Origin of the sequence: Streptomyces sp. MB09-01, assembly GCF_033794505.1 — a bacterium.
Taxonomy (GTDB): domain Bacteria; phylum Actinomycetota; class Actinomycetes; order Streptomycetales; family Streptomycetaceae; genus Streptomyces.
The window spans coordinates 1-13,908 of the sequence record NZ_JARAYQ010000222.1 but is presented as its reverse complement, the minus strand read 5'-3'; the positions used below and the strand labels follow the sequence as shown (position 1 = coordinate 13,908).

The window sequence follows — 13,908 nt, the reverse complement described above, 5'->3', positions numbered from 1 at the left end:
GGGGGTAACTGCCCCTGCCCGGCCTCCCACGCGCCCTGGATCCCGTGGTCGGCGCGGCGGGCCGTAGGGATGGTCCGGGCCGTGCGGGCTGTACGGGCCCCCGGCGCCCTGCTGCGGCGGTGGCGGAGTGGCCACGGAGATCTCCTCGGTCGCGTAGTGATCACCGGCGCGGTGATCACGGCACCCTAGCCCGCGTCCTCACGAGCGCAGCAGCCGGGCGAGGGCCCGCCCGAAGAGGAACCGGCCCGCCGCCGCGACCACGGGATCCAGGGCGCGGGGGAGGCCGCGCAGGCGCAGTTCCTCCCGCCAGTGGACCTCCGTGCCGCCCGAGGCCAGGGGCCGGGTCTCGATCTCCGCCCAGCCCGTCACGGACCGGCCGCGCTTCTCCAGCCGGACCAGCCCCGGAGAGTTCTCCGCCGGGGGCTCCCAGGACACGACCTCCATGGGATCGTCGAAAGTGATCCTGCCCACACCCGTGCGCGCGGTGAAGATCGTTCCGACGTGCGTCGGGGGCGCGGTGTCGATGATCGTCCGCGTGAAGGGGACCTGTGCGCCGTGGCGCTCCCAGTCAGTGAGCCGCAGCCAGGTCTCGGCGGGCGGCCGGGACGTGCGGTGAACGATCCGGATACCGGGCATGAGCGCATGGTAATCGGGCATACACACCCTGAACTGAGCGGCGAATACGGGTTCCGTCCGGGGGTGGCGATCAGCAATACTCACCAGCCACCGTGGATCGCGGAATCGACCGGGTGACCACCGGCCCTCCCGCCCCACTTTGCGAGGAGGTGCGCCATGTGCTCCCACCAGCCACCCTGCCCATCCGCCGACAGCGCCGATCACGACGCCGCCCGCATCGTGGCCTCCCACCCCGAACAGGGTTGGAGCCTGCTGTGCAACGGGGTCGTGATCTTCGACGACACCGGTGAACTGCTCCCCGACAGCCGCACGGTGGAACCCCGCCGCCCGGCCCTGGTCTGAGCGAGGAGGCAGCATGCGCCAGCAGCTGATCCGCAAGCCCGTCCCCAAGCCCGCCCCACGAGACCTGGATCTGCGCACGCCGTCGGGCAGACCCCTCCCGTACTGACGGGAGCCCCGAGGAAGCCCATCCAGTACGCACAGCGTCCACCGGCCGCTGATCAGCCGGTGGACGTCGCCGCGCCGCCCAGGAACGCCGTCTCGTACGCGGCGTCGCCGATCGCGGCCCGGGCCTGCCGCTCGCCCTGGTCCCGCAGGGCCGTCAGCGAGGGCGAGCCCATCTGCGGCCGGCCCACCGTGCGCCACCAGGCGTGCCCGGTGCCCAGCAGCCGCGCCGCCAGTTCCCCGTCGCCCAGCCCGGCCACCGCCGCGGCCAGCAGGTCCAGGCCCAGCGCGATGCCGAAGCGGTCGCCCAGCAGCCGTTTGCCGGAGAGCATCCCCCGCACGTGCCGGGCCGCCTCCCCGGGGTCGCCCAGGCCCAGTGCGGCCACCGCCAGGATGTAGTCCGCGTACGCCCGAAGCCAGCGCTCGCCCAGCTCCGCGCACGCCTCCCGCAGGGCCCGCGCCTCGTCGGTCGCCTCCTCGAACCGCCCCTGGTCGCACAGGGCGTAGCCGGTCGCCAGCTTGCACAGCAGCCAGCCCGGACCGCTCGTCCGCCCGCCGTGGCCCGCCCTGGCCCGTGGGCCGGCCAGCCGCAGGGCCCGTGCGGGATCGCCGGGCATGAGGACCGTCACCGCCTGCAGATAGGCCGCGCGCAGCTCCCGCTCGGGGTCGGCGAGCCGGGCCGCGTCCCGCGTGCACTCCTCGGCGATCCGCCCGGCCGCTTCCATGTCGCCCTGGAGCAGCAGCGTGAGCCCGAGGGCCCACTGGGCCTGGTTGTACGCGGCCCCCGTGGGCGGAGCGGCCCGCAGCACCCGTTCCAGGAAGCCCCGGCCCTCGTGCACGTGTCCGCAGGCGAACCAGTAGAACCACAGCGCCCCGGCCATCTCCAGGGCCGCCGTCGGGTCGGCGGTGAGCAGGTGCTCCAGGGCCGTACGCAGCTGCGCGTGCTCGGCGGTGATCCTGCGGTACCAGTCCACCTGACCCGGGCCCAGCCAGCCCCGGTCGGCGGCATGGGAGAGCGCCGCGTACCAGTGGGCGTGCCGATCGCTCACGAGCCGCGCTTCGCCGAGCTCGCCCAGCCAGTCGTGCCCGTACTCGCGGATCGTGTCGAGCATCCGGTAGCGGGCGCCGGCCCCCCGCTCGTCGGTGCGCAGGACCACCGACTTGGCCGCCAGTCCCGTCAGGACCCGCTCCACCCGGGCGGCGGGCAGCGGGCCACCCGCGCAGACCGCGCGGGCCGCGGCCACGTCGAAGTCGCCGGTGAAGACGGACAGCCGGGCCCACAGCAGCCGTTCCAGCGGCTCGCACAGTTCGTGGCTCCAGCCGATCGTGGTCCGCATCGTCTGGTGCCGGGTCGGCAGGGCGGCCCGGACGCCCGACAGCATCTCGAAGCGCTCGCCGATCCGCTCGGCCGTCTGCTCCAGCGTCCACAACCGCAGCCGGGCGCCCGCGAGTTCCAGTGCGAGCGGGATGCCGTCGAGGCGGCGGCACACCTCGGCCGCGAGCGCGGTCCGCAGGGGATCGGCGAAGACGGCCGCCGCCTGCGGGGTCGCGGCCAGGGCGCGGGCCCGGAAGAGGGCGAGGGCGTCGCTGTCGGGTCCCTCGCAGGGCAGCGGCCGCACTTCGACGACCTCCTCGGTCGGGCTGCCGAGCGGCTCGCGGGAGGTGATCAGGACCGTCAGCCCCGGTGCGGACTGCAGGAGTTCGCCGACCAGGTGGCGGCAGGCGGCCACCAGGTGCTCGCACGTGTCCAGGACCAGGAGGAGCCGCCGGTCGGCCATCCACGCGCACAACTCCTCGTCGAGCGGGCGCGGGGAGTGGTCGGCGAGGCCGACGGCGTGCGCGACGGTCGCGGTGAGCAGGCCGGGATCGCGCAGGGGCGACAGCTCCACCCACCAGGTGCCCTCGGGCCGGAACTGGCGGGGATCGGCGACGGCCCGCAGGGCGAGCCGGGACTTGCCGACCCCGCCCACCCCCGTGAGGGTGATCATCCTCCGCTCGTGTAACAGGTCGCCAAGGAGCCGGAGTTCGCGTTCCCGGCCCACGAAGCTCGCCGGTTCCGGAGGCAGGTTCCCGGGCGCGCAGGAGCCCGGAGGGGGGTCGTCGTCCGCGGATTCTGCCTGATTGTCATTGACCGAGTACTCACCGAACACGGATGTATTGTGCGTGATCTTCTTATCCGACCGTGCCGTTCGGGCCGGATCGGTGCCGCAATTTCACGCCACGAGGGTGATCCGACGCTCCGCGGAGAAGGCGCCCCAGTTGCCGTCGGGCAGCCTGGCCCGCAGTTTCACGGCCCATTCGGTGCCGGTCGGCTCCGCCACCGTGAGCTTGTGCTCCACCCGGCCGGTGGGCACGGCGCCCGCACCGAACTGGATGACGGTCGTGGCGCGTGCGTTGACGTACAGCTCGTACTCGGTGGTTGCGCGGCCCGTGTCCGGTGCGGTCCAGGTGAGCGTGACCGTCCCCGGTGAGGCGGCCGCGCCGAACTCGGCGGGTGCGGTGCCCGGCCCGTCGCCGGAGGCGGGTGGGGTCGTGACGTCCACGGCCGGCCCGTCGGGGGAGGAGTTGTCGGCCCCGTCCCGGGCCCGGACGGTGAAGGTGTAGACGGTGTCGGGCCGCAGGCCGCTCAGTGCGGTGCCGCTCTCGCCGGGGCCGGCGGTGTGGATCCGGACGCCGCCCTGGTAGACGTCGTACGCCGTCACGCCGGTGTCGTCCGTCGCCGCCGTCCAGGACAGCCGGGCGGCCCGGGGCCCGGTCGCGCGGCCGGTGGTGGTGGCCGGGGCGGTGGGCGCCGTGCGGTCCTCGGCCTTGGCCGCCGGGGTGGTCGCCCGGACGGCCGGGGTGGGCTCGGAGAGGTTCCCGGCGGCGTCCTCGGCCCGGACCGTGAAGGAGTAACCGGTCTGCGGCGCGAGGCCGGTGACGTCCACCATGGTCGTGCCGGCCGGGAGCGCGCGGACCAGCCGGTCGCCCTCGAAGACCCGGTAGCCGCTCACCCCGTCCCGGTCGGCCGCCGCGTTCCACATGACGTGCACGGTGGTGGCGCTGCCCGCCTGGGCGGTGAGTCCGGCCGGGGCGGGCGGGGGTTCGGTGTCGGGCGCGGTGCACGCGCCCAGGCCCGTGAGGCCGGTGAGGGCCAGGCAGAGGGCGAGCGTGGGGGCGGCGCTGCGTCGCACGGGGTGCCTTCCTCCGCTGCCGTAAAGGTCTAGACATATATGGCACGGCTGGCCTGAGCCCGGCAAGACCCCTGCGCTCGGCCGCCGGCGATGTGCCCCGGTTCGTCTTCTTCCGATCCTGTCTGGTGCACGGGGTCCTCCGCCAGCGCGTCGGCCACGCCCTGGCGGACGTACAGTGCTCCTCGGCATCTTCATCGTGGCGATGTTCGGCCCGGCGTCTGGCCGGTGGTGGTCTCCGTGGCCGTGACCCACTGGCTGTCGACGGCCCGCATCGTCCGCGCGGAGGTCCTGTCCCTGCGCGGCCGCCCCTACGTGGACGCGGCCGTCTCCGGCGGGGCCTCCCGGTGGCGCATCGCCGTACGCCACCTGGTGCCGGGCGTCCTGCCCCGGGCGGGTCTCGCCGCGGTGCTGACGATCCCGCACGCCATGTGGCACGAGTCCGCGCTGTCGTTCCTGGGCCTGGGGCTCCCCGCCCCCCCGGGCGAGCCTGGGCAACCTCGTCCAGAGCGCCCGCGGCTCGCCGCTCGCCGGCGACTGGTGGCCCACCCTCTTCCCCGGCCTCCTCCTGATCGTCCCGACGCTGGCCATCGCCGGCCTCGCCGGCGCCTGGCGCGAGCGCCTGAACCTCCGCCGGCGCTCGGAGCTGACCCTGTGACTCCCGTGCCCCCCGTCCCCGCCCGCTCCGCCGGAGCCTACGGCCCCCGCCCCGGCACGGCCGAGCCCGTCCTGCGAGTCGACGGCCTCTCCGTCCGCTTCCGCATACCTGCGGGCCGGTACGTCGAGGCCGTCACCGGCGCCACCTTCTCCCTGGCGCCCGGGGAGTGCCTCGCCCTGGTCGGCGAGAGCGGCTGCGGCAAGTCCGTCCTCGCCTCCGCCCTGCTCGGCCTGCTGCCCGGTAACGCCGAGACCTCGGGGCCGGCCCGGCTCGCCGACGGCCTGGACGTGCTCGGCGCTCCCCGAACGCGCCTTCACCCCCGTCCCCGGGGCGCCGCCCGAGCTGGGCGCGCTCCCGCGGGGCTGTGCCTTCGCCGCCCGGTGCACGGCCGCCGACCAGGTCTGCCGCAGCCGGCGGCCCGTGCTCACCGAAGGGGTGGCCTGCCACCGTGCTTGAGCTCAAGGACATCACGGCGGCCTACGACCGCCGCGCCCCGTGGTCCGGGACGCGCACCTGACCCTGCAGCCGGGCGAGTCCCTCGGCCTGCTCGGGCCGAGCGGCTGCGGGAAATCCACCCTGGCCCGGGTCGCCGCCCTGCTGCACCGTCCCGACCGAGGGACCGTGGCGTTCGACGGCCGCGCCGTGACCGGCTTCTCCCACCGGGCGCCGCGCCCCCTGCGCACCGCGGTCGGCGTGGTCTTCCAGCAGCCCCGGCTCTCCGCGGACCCCCGCCTCAGACTGCGCGACCACGTCGCCGAACCCCTCCGCGCGACGGGACGGCGCAAGGAAGTGGCCTCGCGGGTGCCCGAGTTGGCGGAGCGGGTCGGCCTCGGCGCGGACCTGCTCGCCCGCCGTCCCCACGAGGTCAGCGACGGCCAGCTGCAACGCGCCTGTCTGGCACGGGCATTGGTGCTCCGGCCGCGCTGGCTGGTATGCGACGAGATGACCGCGATGCTGGACGCCTCCACCGCCGCTGCCCTGGTCGCGGTCGTCGAGGAGTACCGGGCCGAGAGCGGGGCGGGACTCCTGGCGGTCGGCCACGATCCGGTGCTGCTCGGTCGCTGGTGCGGCCGCACGACCCACTGGAGCGAGATCGTCAAGGACTGACCGCCCGTCACGGACGGTCAACACCCGTACGGCGGACACGTGTTTCGCCCGAAGGCATCCCCTCCTGCGCCACCATGACGGCGAGTAAGGAGGTTTCGATGGTGATTTCCCTCTCCGTGGTCGTCCTGCTCCTCATCCTCGCCTGGATCTTCCTGCGCAGCGGCGGCCTCAAGTTCTCACACGCGCTGGTCTGCGCGCTGCTCGGCTTCTACCTCGCGAGCAGCAGCATGGCCGCGACCATCCACAACGGACTGACGGCCACCGCGCACGTGGTCTCCAGCCTCCATCCCTGACCTTGATCGACTGTTGCGCCTTCGTGAATCATCCGGCGCGTCCATGGACTCCTCGGGCACTGCGATCTAGCGTCTGGCCGCGGCGCGATGTCAGACGCAATGTCGACAAGACCGACGAGACAGGGGGAAGCCCGGATGTTCCGAAGAGCGCTGAACTGCGCCGTGGTGCCCGCCGTCGCCGCCTTCACGGTGCTGAACGGCGGCTCGCCGGCCCAGGCCGAGGAGATACCCAAGGCCCCCGGCTACCGCCTGATCAGCCACTACGACGGCAGCCCCGCGGTCGCCGTCCCGCTGCCCGGCGAGGCGCCGCCGCAGCACCCCCACCTCGCGCCCAACGGCCGCAGCGGCATGCACTCCGACGCGGCGGGGAGCGCCACCTCCCCCTGGGCGGGGCCGCTCGGCAAGAACCTGCAGGTGACCAGCGAGAAGATCGCCGCGCTGGGGGGCGAATGCGCCACCGCCACCTTCGACGCGGGCGGCCGCCTCGTCACGGTGTGCGGCACCTTCTCGGGCTTCAAGGTCAAACTCCTGGAGCCGCGTACGCTCGCCACGCTCGCGGAATACCAGCTCCCGCAGCGCTCCTCGACGGTCGAGGCGATCACCTCGCTCGACTTCGCGAAGATCTTCAAGGACACCTCGGGCGGCGCCTACTTCTACCTGGACGACCAGGACCGGGCCGTGCTGGCCGACTCCCGCCAGCACATCCTGCGCCTCGCCCACTCGCAGAACCCCGACGGGAGCTGGAAGTTCACGGTCGACGACGACTGGGACCTCACCGACCAGGTCCCGCACGACTGCGTGACCTGGACCAATCTGCGGCCCAGCGGCACCTGTGACCCCGTCACCTCCGTGATGCCCGACTGGGACGGCCGCATCTGGTGGGTCACCCGCCAGGGCCGGGTCGGCACCGTGGACCCGGCGACCTCGCGGATCCGCTCCGTCCGCCTGCCGGGCGAGGAGATCCAGAACTCCTTCTCGGTCGCCGAGGACGGCGTCTCCATCGTCTCCGACCACGCGCTCTACAGCTTCCGCGCCGCCGCGGACGGCACCCCCGAGGTGCAGTGGCGCCAGACGTACGACCGCGGGACCGCCGCCAAGCCCGGTTCCGTCAACCAGGGTTCGGGAACCACCCCGGACCTCTTCGGCAACGGCTACGTCGCCATCACCGACAACGCCGACGACCGGATGAACGTCCTGGTCTACAAGCGGGGCACGGACGTCCCGGCCGACCGGCGGCTGGTCTGCAAGGTGCCGGTGTTCGGCTCCGGCGCCTCGACCACCGACAACTCCCTGATCACCTGGGGCAACAGCATCGTCGTCGAGAACAACTACGGCTACGAGAACCCCACCACCCTGCTGCTGGGCAAGTCGGTCGTGGGCGGTGTGACCCGCATCGACGTCCGGGCCGACGGCAGCGGCTGCGACACGGTGTGGGAGAGCGCCATCCGCGCTCCCTCCGTGGTCCCGAAGCTGTCCACCGCGAACGGGCTGCTCTACTTCTACGAGAAGGAGCCCAACTTCTGGGGCATCGACGGCTGGTACCTCACGGCCGTGGACTTCCGCACCGGTGAACGCCGCTGGCGGCAGCTGACCGGAACCGGCCCGCTCTACGACAACAACTGGGCCCCGATCACCCTCGGTCCCGACGGCGCCGCGTACGTCGGCGTCTTCAACGGCATCATCGCGGTCCGCGACAGCTGACGCGACGGACCGCCGGCCTCCACCCCGGAGGCCGGCGGGACCCCGGCCCGGGCCGGGAGTCCGGCCCGGCCCGGTCACTCCCGCAACCGTCCGATCGCCGCCATCCGCGCCCCGACGTCCAGGTTCCACAGCCGTACGGTGCCGTCCGTGCTGCTGCTGGCCACCGTCCGCCCGTCGGGGGCGAAGGCCACGCCCCACACCGCGCTCGCATGGCCCGACAGCGCGGCCACCGTCCGGCGTCCGGCCACGTCCCACAACCGCACCGTACGGTCGTTGCCGCTGCTCGCCAGCGTGCGCCCGTCGGGGGAGAAGGCGATGCCCCGCGCGGAGCCGGTGTGGCCGGACAGCGCCGCCCGGAAGCGGTGGCGGGGCGCGTCCCACAGCCGTACGGTCCCGTCGTTGCCGCTGCTGGCGAGGGTCTGCCCGTCCGGGCTGAAGGCCACCCCGCGGACCGCACCCGTATGGCCCGTGAGGGCAGCCAGCGGGCGGCGCCCGGCCACGTCCCAGAGACGGACCGTCAGGTCGTCGCCGGCGCTCGCCAGGGTGCGTCCGTCGGGGCTGAACGCCACGTCGTTGGCGAAGTCCGTGTGCCCGGGGAGCGTGGCGAGCGCGCGGCGCGCCACGACGTCCCACAGTCGTACGCTGCCGTCCGAGCCGGCCGAGGCGAGCGTCCGTCCGTCGGGGGAGAAGGCCACGGCGAAGACGGTCCCGCCCAGCCCGGCGAGCGTCGCCGAGGGTCCGCCCGCCACGACGTCCCACAGCCGCACGGTGCCGTCCGAGCCGGCCGAGGCCAGGGTCCGTCCGTCGGGGGAGAAGGCCACGGAGAACACCGTCTCGCTGTGGCCCTCGAAGGTGGCCAGCACCCGGCGCCCCGCCACGTCCCAAAGCCGGACCATGTGATCCGCCTCCGCGGTGGCCAGCAGCTTTCCGTCCGGGCTGTACGCGGCGTGCCAGATCTCCGAGAACGGCCGCGAGGCCAGCACCGCGCCCCGCAGGTCCCACAGCACCACCGACTGGTCGAAACCGGCGGTGGCCAGCATCGCGCCGCGCTGGTCCACGGCCACCCCGAGCACGTAGTCGGTGTGCCCGGCGAGCGTCGCGGTCAGCCGGCCGCCCGCCACGTCCCACAGCCGGGTCGTCCCGTCGCCGCCCGCGCTGACGACCGTCGTTCCGTCCGGGGTGAAGGCGACGCCGTTGACGTCGTCGCTGTGCCCGGTCAGCGTCGCGGCCGTCCGCCGGCCGGCCACGTCCCACAGCCGTACGGTCCGGTCGACGCCTCCCGTGGCGACCGTCCGGCCGTCCGGGGCGAAGGCCGCCCCCAGCACCTCGTCCGTGTGCCCGGTGAGCACGGCCAGCGGACGCGCGTCCACCGGATCCCACAGCCGTACGGTCCGGTCGGCACCGGCCGAGACCAGCGTCCGGCCGTCCGCGGCGTACGCGAGGGCGTTGACCCGCCCGGTGTGGCCCGCGAGGGACGCGACGCCGCGGTGGTCCCCGGCGGTCTCCCACAGCCGGACCGTCCCGTCGGGGCCGGCGACCGCCAGGGTCCGCCCGTCGGGGGCGAAGGCCACGGCGCGGGCGCCCTGCGTACTCGCGGGGAGCACCGCCGTCGTACCGTGGCTGACGGTGTCCCAGAGGCGCGCCGGCCCGTCCGTGGAGGCGGCCGCGAGCGTCCGGCCGTCCGGGCTGACGGCGACCGCGCGGACCCGTCCGGGCAGGGTGAAGGTCGCGAGGGTGCGGCGGTCGGCCACGCGCCGCAAGGTCACCGTGCCGTCGGAACTGGCCGTCGCCAGCGCGTCGTTGCCCGGGGAGAAGGCCACCGCGTTGACCGGCCCGCCGTGGCCGCCCAAGCGGGCGACGAACGGCTGGGACTGGGTGCTCAGCAGGGCGCCCCGGGCCTCGGTCGTCGGCGCGGCCCGGTAGGCCTCCCGGGCGAGCAGCATCGACGCCTCCGGCTGGCCGGCGGCCAGCGCCGCGGACTGCAGGGCGAGCGCCCGCGAACGGGCGACGCGCTCCTGGCCGAGCGCACCCGCGCGCTGCTGGTAGGCCAGGCCGCCGGCGCCCACCGCGAGCACCAGCAGGACGACGAGCGTGGCCAGCATTCGCTGCCGCAGCCGCACCTGGCGCCCGGCCTGCCGCTCGCGGCTGTCGTGCGCCTCCTGGCCGGCCCGGAGGAAGGCGGCCTCCAGGGCGCCGAGCCGGCTCCGGCCGTCGAGTTCGTCCGCCCAGGAGCGGGCGGTCTCCAGCCGGGTCCCGCGGTAGAGCGCCGACGGGTCCCGGCCCTCCCGCTCCCACTCGGCGGCGGCGTGGGCCAGCTGCTGGTGGATCAGGAGCCCGGCCCGGTCGGCGTGGATCCAGCCGCGCAGCCGTGGCCAGGCGTGCAGCAGGGCCTCGTGGGTGATCTCGACGGTGTCGCTGTCCATCGTGATCAGGCGGGCCCGTACGAAGGTGTCGAGCGCGGCCGCGGCGGGGCCCGCGTCGGTCAGCTGGTCCATCAGCGCGGCCCGGCTCATCCGGCGCCGCGCCGCGCCCGTGCCGTCGGCCACGTGCACCAGACGTACCAGGACGCGGCGCAGCGTGTTCTGCTCGGCCGGGTAGAGGCGGGCGAACACCTCCTCGGCCGTGCGGGCGATCGCCCCCTGGATGCCGCCGGTGCGCTCGTAACCGGCGACGGTCAGGGTGGAGCCCTCGCGCTGCCGCCAGGTGGCCATCAGCGCGTGCGAGACCAGGGGCAGCGCACCGGAGGGCGTACGGTCCGGTGGATCGTCGCGCAGGCCCACATCGCGCAGCAGCAGCGGGACCAGGCCCGGTTCGAGGGTGAGACCGGCGAGCTCGGCGGGCCGGGTGATCGATTCCCGCAGCTCCGCCAGGGACATCGGAGGCAGTACGAACAGCCCGCCGGTGAAGACCGGGGCCAGCTCCGGAAGGTCCAGACAGTTCCCGGAGAAGTCCGCCCGTACGCCGAGCACCACGACGGCGGGGTCGTGCCCGGCCGGCGGCGCCGGACCGGAGGCGGCCAGCGCGCAGAGCACCCGGACGAACGCTCGCCGCTCGTCCTCGTCCGAGCAGAGCGTGAACAGTTCCTCGAACTGGTCGACGAGCAGCACCGGCCGGGGCGGAGGCGGCCGCCGGTCCCCGGAACCGGCCGGGGGCCGTTCCGAAAGCCGGTGGACGGCTTCGAGCAGCGCGTGCGGGTGGTCCCGCAACTCCCGTGCGGTGATGCCGAGATCGCTGCCCAGGACCTTCGCGGCGCAGTCCAGCAGCTCCTCCAGCGGATGCGCGGTGGGAGTGAACCGCACCACCGGCCACGTCTCGGCACCCGGCATCGGGAAGCCGCCGCTGCGCCGCAGCGCCGGTACGAGACCTGCGTTGAGCAGCGAGGACTTGCCCGCGCCCGACGGGGCGACCAGCATCAGCGGGCCGACGCCGACCCGGCCGAAGACCCGTTCGACCAGCTCGGCCGTCGCCCGCTCCCGGCCGAAGAACCACTCGGCGTCGCGCGCGGTGAAGGCCGGCAGGCCGCGGTACGGACACGCGCCGTCCGCCGGCGGCCCGGCGCCGGCGGGGCCTTCGGTGCCGGCGTCGGGCGCTCCCGTCTCCCGGACCATCCGCAGCAGTTCACCTCCCGCCCGCAAAACGTCGTCGCAGCGCCGCGCGACGTCGACGGTGACGGGCTTCGAGCCGGTCTCGATCTTGCTGAGATAGCCCTTGCTGTAGTGCGTCTGCCGTGCGAGGTCCGCGAGGGACAGGCCGCGTTGCACCCGCAGACGTCTCAGCTGCGCAGGGAAGTGCACCGACGTGTCGTCGGGTGCGTGCTGGTGATCGGTCTTCCGCCGGCGGTCCGGATCCCCCAAAACATCCCCCATGGCAATGCGCGCCCAGGCAGCGAGATGACACTGCCCAGGCTACCGCGGGGGTCCGACGGAAGACCGGATCTTCCAGCCGGTATGGCGGGAACAGGAACCCCCGGAGCCGCTCGCGCGGCGGCTCCGGAAGCCCTCGCCGCGGTGGTGCTACCGGTTGAGGCGGATCGAGTTGATCGGCGTGAGGTCGGCGTAGACACCGGTCTTGGCGGCGATGGGGCTGCCGCAGCCCGCGCCGTTGGAGCCGGTGCACAGGTTTGCGGTCGCACCGCCGTACTGATTGTTGAGCACCCAGTGGTTCCCGACCTGGTTGCTCAGGTTGTGGGCCCCGTAGGAGTAGAAGACGTGCGTCGGCTTGACGGCCGGGTTCTGGTTCTGAGGGTAGATGCAGACCGCCCCCTCCGGGCATCCGGCCCACGCGTCGACAGGCTTGGCCTCGACCGAACCGCTGAGCGCGAGGACGGCGGTGGCGGCGGTCGCGAGGGCGGCGGCGCCGCGGAACATCTTGCGCATGTTTTCCCCTGGTGGTTCTCGTCTCCTGCGGACGGCTTCAGCCTGCCCCCGCCGCCTCAGGCGGTCGACGGGTTGCCCGTTGCCCCTTGCCGGAGCCCCCGGGAAACCCCCCGCGACCGGCCCGCTCTCTGAGCGGTGGGCAACGGCCCGCGCCGCTCCCCGGGTCCGGGTGACGGGGTGTCACGGTGCGACGGCGGAAGGCCGTCGCTGCGAGTCCCGCGATCCACTCCTCCGGACGCCAAATTGCGCCGTTTGCCCACGGCATGTGTCCATCCGCGCACCCAATGTGGCGAATTGCTCCCATCGCCCATAACTTCTGCATCGTGACGAACCGACAAATCAAGTCCCTCATGTGCATCGCAGTCGTCATGGCCGCAGGCCTCGGCGTGGCCGCGCCACCCGCCGCCGCGGCCGGACGGCGAGTGCACCCGGGCGACTCGATCCAGGACGCGGTGAACGCCGCACGACCGGGCGACATCATCACGGTGATGCCCGGCACCTACTACGAGAACGTGCTGATCACGAAGCGACTGACCCTGCGGGGGTTCGGCGCCCGTACGGTGATCAGGCCGCCCGCAGTACCTGCGGCACCCGCGGCGCCCGACGCGAAGGCCGGGGCGGCGGCGGCCGCGCCGGGCGCACCGGCGGCTCCCGTGCGCGCGGCCACCGCCTGCTCGCAGGCAGACACCGGGATCTGCATCATGGGCACGCCGGAGCAGAGCGTGAACGACGTGAAGATCCGCTCGCTGGCCGTCTCGGGCTTCAAGCGGAACGGCATCTGGGCCTCCTACACCGACCGGCTCAGTGTCGAGCGGGTGATCTCCGAGATGAACGGCACCTGGGGCATCGCCCAGGAGCGGTCCACCCGCGGGGTGTTCCGCGGCAACACCGCCCGCGACAACACCGAGTCGGGCATCTTCATCGCCAACACCGTCGCGCGGGAGGGGGGCGCCACCGACACCCTGGGCGCGGTGGTCCGGCGCAACACGCTGACCGGGAACCGGATCGGAGTCACGGTCAGGCGCGTCAGGAACCTCACCGTCAGCGGCAACCTCCTCACCGGCAACTGCGGCGGCGTGTTCGTCGTCGGCGACGAGGGCGAGCCGGGTGCCGGAGCCATGACCATCCGCGGCAACCGGATCCACGAGAACAACAAGTTCTGCAAGGGCAACAGCCGCCTCCCCGACATCCAGGGCGTCGGCATCGTCCTCACCGGGGCCGAGGAGACGGTCGTGCGGGGGAACTCCATCCGCGGCAACGTCGGCGCCTCCCCCCTGTCCGGCGGAATCCTGCTGTTCAAGAGCTTCGTGGGCGCGACGAACACCGACAACGTCATCGAGGACAACGTGGTGCGGGACAACCAGCCGGCCGACCTGGCCAACCAGGGGACCGGAACGGGCAACCGGTTCGAGGGCAACCGGTGCGGGACCTCCGTACCGGCCGGGATGTGCTGACCGTGCTCCACCTCATCAGAAGAATCGAGGCCGAATGACCACGGTAAGTTCCACCCCCACCCCCGCCAC

The 13,908-nt window shown here is 73.7% G+C and carries 9 protein-coding genes and 3 pseudogenes; 7 read left to right on the top strand and 5 right to left on the bottom strand.

The genetic code is table 11. The annotated features are described in order from the left end of the window. Window positions 1-198 precede the first annotated feature (198 nt). Window positions 199-636 (bottom strand): SRPBCC family protein, encoded by a 438-nt coding sequence (locus PV721_RS33300; protein WP_319730937.1) that lies wholly within the window; start codon window positions 634-636, stop codon window positions 199-201. Between the two features lie 156 nt (window positions 637-792). On the opposite strand from PV721_RS33300, the gene PV721_RS33295 reads away from it, so the two are divergent. Then, complete coding sequence (locus PV721_RS33295; protein WP_319730935.1) at window positions 793-978, top strand: DUF5999 family protein; 186 nt, start codon at window positions 793-795, stop codon at window positions 976-978. A 158-nt stretch (window positions 979-1,136) separates the two neighbouring features. Here the strand turns inward: PV721_RS33295 and PV721_RS33290 are convergent, their stop codons facing one another. Then, window positions 1,137-3,122 (bottom strand): ATP-binding protein, encoded by a 1,986-nt coding sequence (locus PV721_RS33290; RefSeq protein WP_323806087.1) that lies wholly within the window; start codon window positions 3,120-3,122, stop codon window positions 1,137-1,139. Window positions 3,123-3,293: 171 nt separating this feature from the next. Further along, on the bottom strand, window positions 3,294-4,253 hold the full coding sequence (locus PV721_RS33285) for a fibronectin type III domain-containing protein (protein WP_319730931.1): 960 nt from the start codon (window positions 4,251-4,253) through the stop codon (window positions 3,294-3,296). A 175-nt stretch (window positions 4,254-4,428) separates the two neighbouring features. On the opposite strand from PV721_RS33285, the pseudogene PV721_RS33280 reads away from it, so the two are divergent. The 5 genes and pseudogenes from PV721_RS33280 to PV721_RS33260 form a co-directional block, all read left to right on the top strand. Then, window positions 4,429-4,908: pseudogene (locus PV721_RS33280) on the top strand (ABC transporter permease); the annotation flags it as partial. A gap of 5 nt (window positions 4,909-4,913) precedes the next feature. Beyond that, a pseudogene (locus tag PV721_RS33275) lies at window positions 4,914-5,336 on the top strand (ATP-binding cassette domain-containing protein); the annotation flags it as partial. Between the two features lie 20 nt (window positions 5,337-5,356). Then, window positions 5,357-6,015: pseudogene (locus PV721_RS33270) on the top strand (ABC transporter ATP-binding protein). Between the two features lie 98 nt (window positions 6,016-6,113). Beyond that, entirely contained in the window at window positions 6,114-6,308 is a 195-nt protein-coding gene (locus tag PV721_RS33265; protein WP_319730929.1) for a hypothetical protein, read from the top strand. A gap of 135 nt (window positions 6,309-6,443) precedes the next feature. Next, a complete protein-coding gene (locus PV721_RS33260; RefSeq protein WP_319730927.1) occupies window positions 6,444-8,009 on the top strand; it encodes a hypothetical protein in 1,566 nt (521 codons plus the stop codon). Between the two features lie 74 nt (window positions 8,010-8,083). Here PV721_RS33260 and PV721_RS33255 read toward each other — a convergent pair whose 3' ends face one another. Both PV721_RS33255 and PV721_RS33250 read right to left on the bottom strand, forming a co-directional pair. Continuing rightward, window positions 8,084-11,875, bottom strand: coding sequence for a helix-turn-helix domain-containing protein (locus PV721_RS33255; protein ID WP_319730926.1), 3,792 nt, complete (start codon window positions 11,873-11,875; stop codon window positions 8,084-8,086). A gap of 147 nt (window positions 11,876-12,022) precedes the next feature. Continuing rightward, a complete protein-coding gene (locus PV721_RS33250; RefSeq protein WP_319730924.1) occupies window positions 12,023-12,385 on the bottom strand; it encodes a hypothetical protein in 363 nt (120 codons plus the stop codon). 323 nt (window positions 12,386-12,708) lie between these two features. Here PV721_RS33250 and PV721_RS33245 point away from each other — a divergent pair, with 323 nt between their 5' ends. Next, a complete protein-coding gene (locus PV721_RS33245; RefSeq protein WP_416371236.1) occupies window positions 12,709-13,839 on the top strand; it encodes a nitrous oxide reductase family maturation protein NosD in 1,131 nt (376 codons plus the stop codon). The last annotated feature ends 69 nt before the right edge of the window (window positions 13,840-13,908 follow it).

Excerpts from the sequence above, each read along its gene's own strand:
- PV721_RS33300 (WP_319730937.1), bottom strand. The coding sequence starts at position 636 with ATGCCCGGTATCCGGATCGTTCACCGCACGTCCCGGCCGCCCGCCGAG.
- PV721_RS33295 (WP_319730935.1), top strand. The coding sequence starts at position 793 with ATGTGCTCCCACCAGCCACCCTGCCCATCCGCCGACAGCGCCGATCAC.
- PV721_RS33265 (WP_319730929.1), top strand. The coding sequence starts at position 6,114 with ATGGTGATTTCCCTCTCCGTGGTCGTCCTGCTCCTCATCCTCGCCTGG.
- PV721_RS33260 (WP_319730927.1), top strand. The coding sequence starts at position 6,444 with ATGTTCCGAAGAGCGCTGAACTGCGCCGTGGTGCCCGCCGTCGCCGCC.
- PV721_RS33255 (WP_319730926.1), bottom strand. The coding sequence starts at position 11,875 with ATGGGGGATGTTTTGGGGGATCCGGACCGCCGGCGGAAGACCGATCAC.
- PV721_RS33250 (WP_319730924.1), bottom strand. The coding sequence starts at position 12,385 with ATGCGCAAGATGTTCCGCGGCGCCGCCGCCCTCGCGACCGCCGCCACC.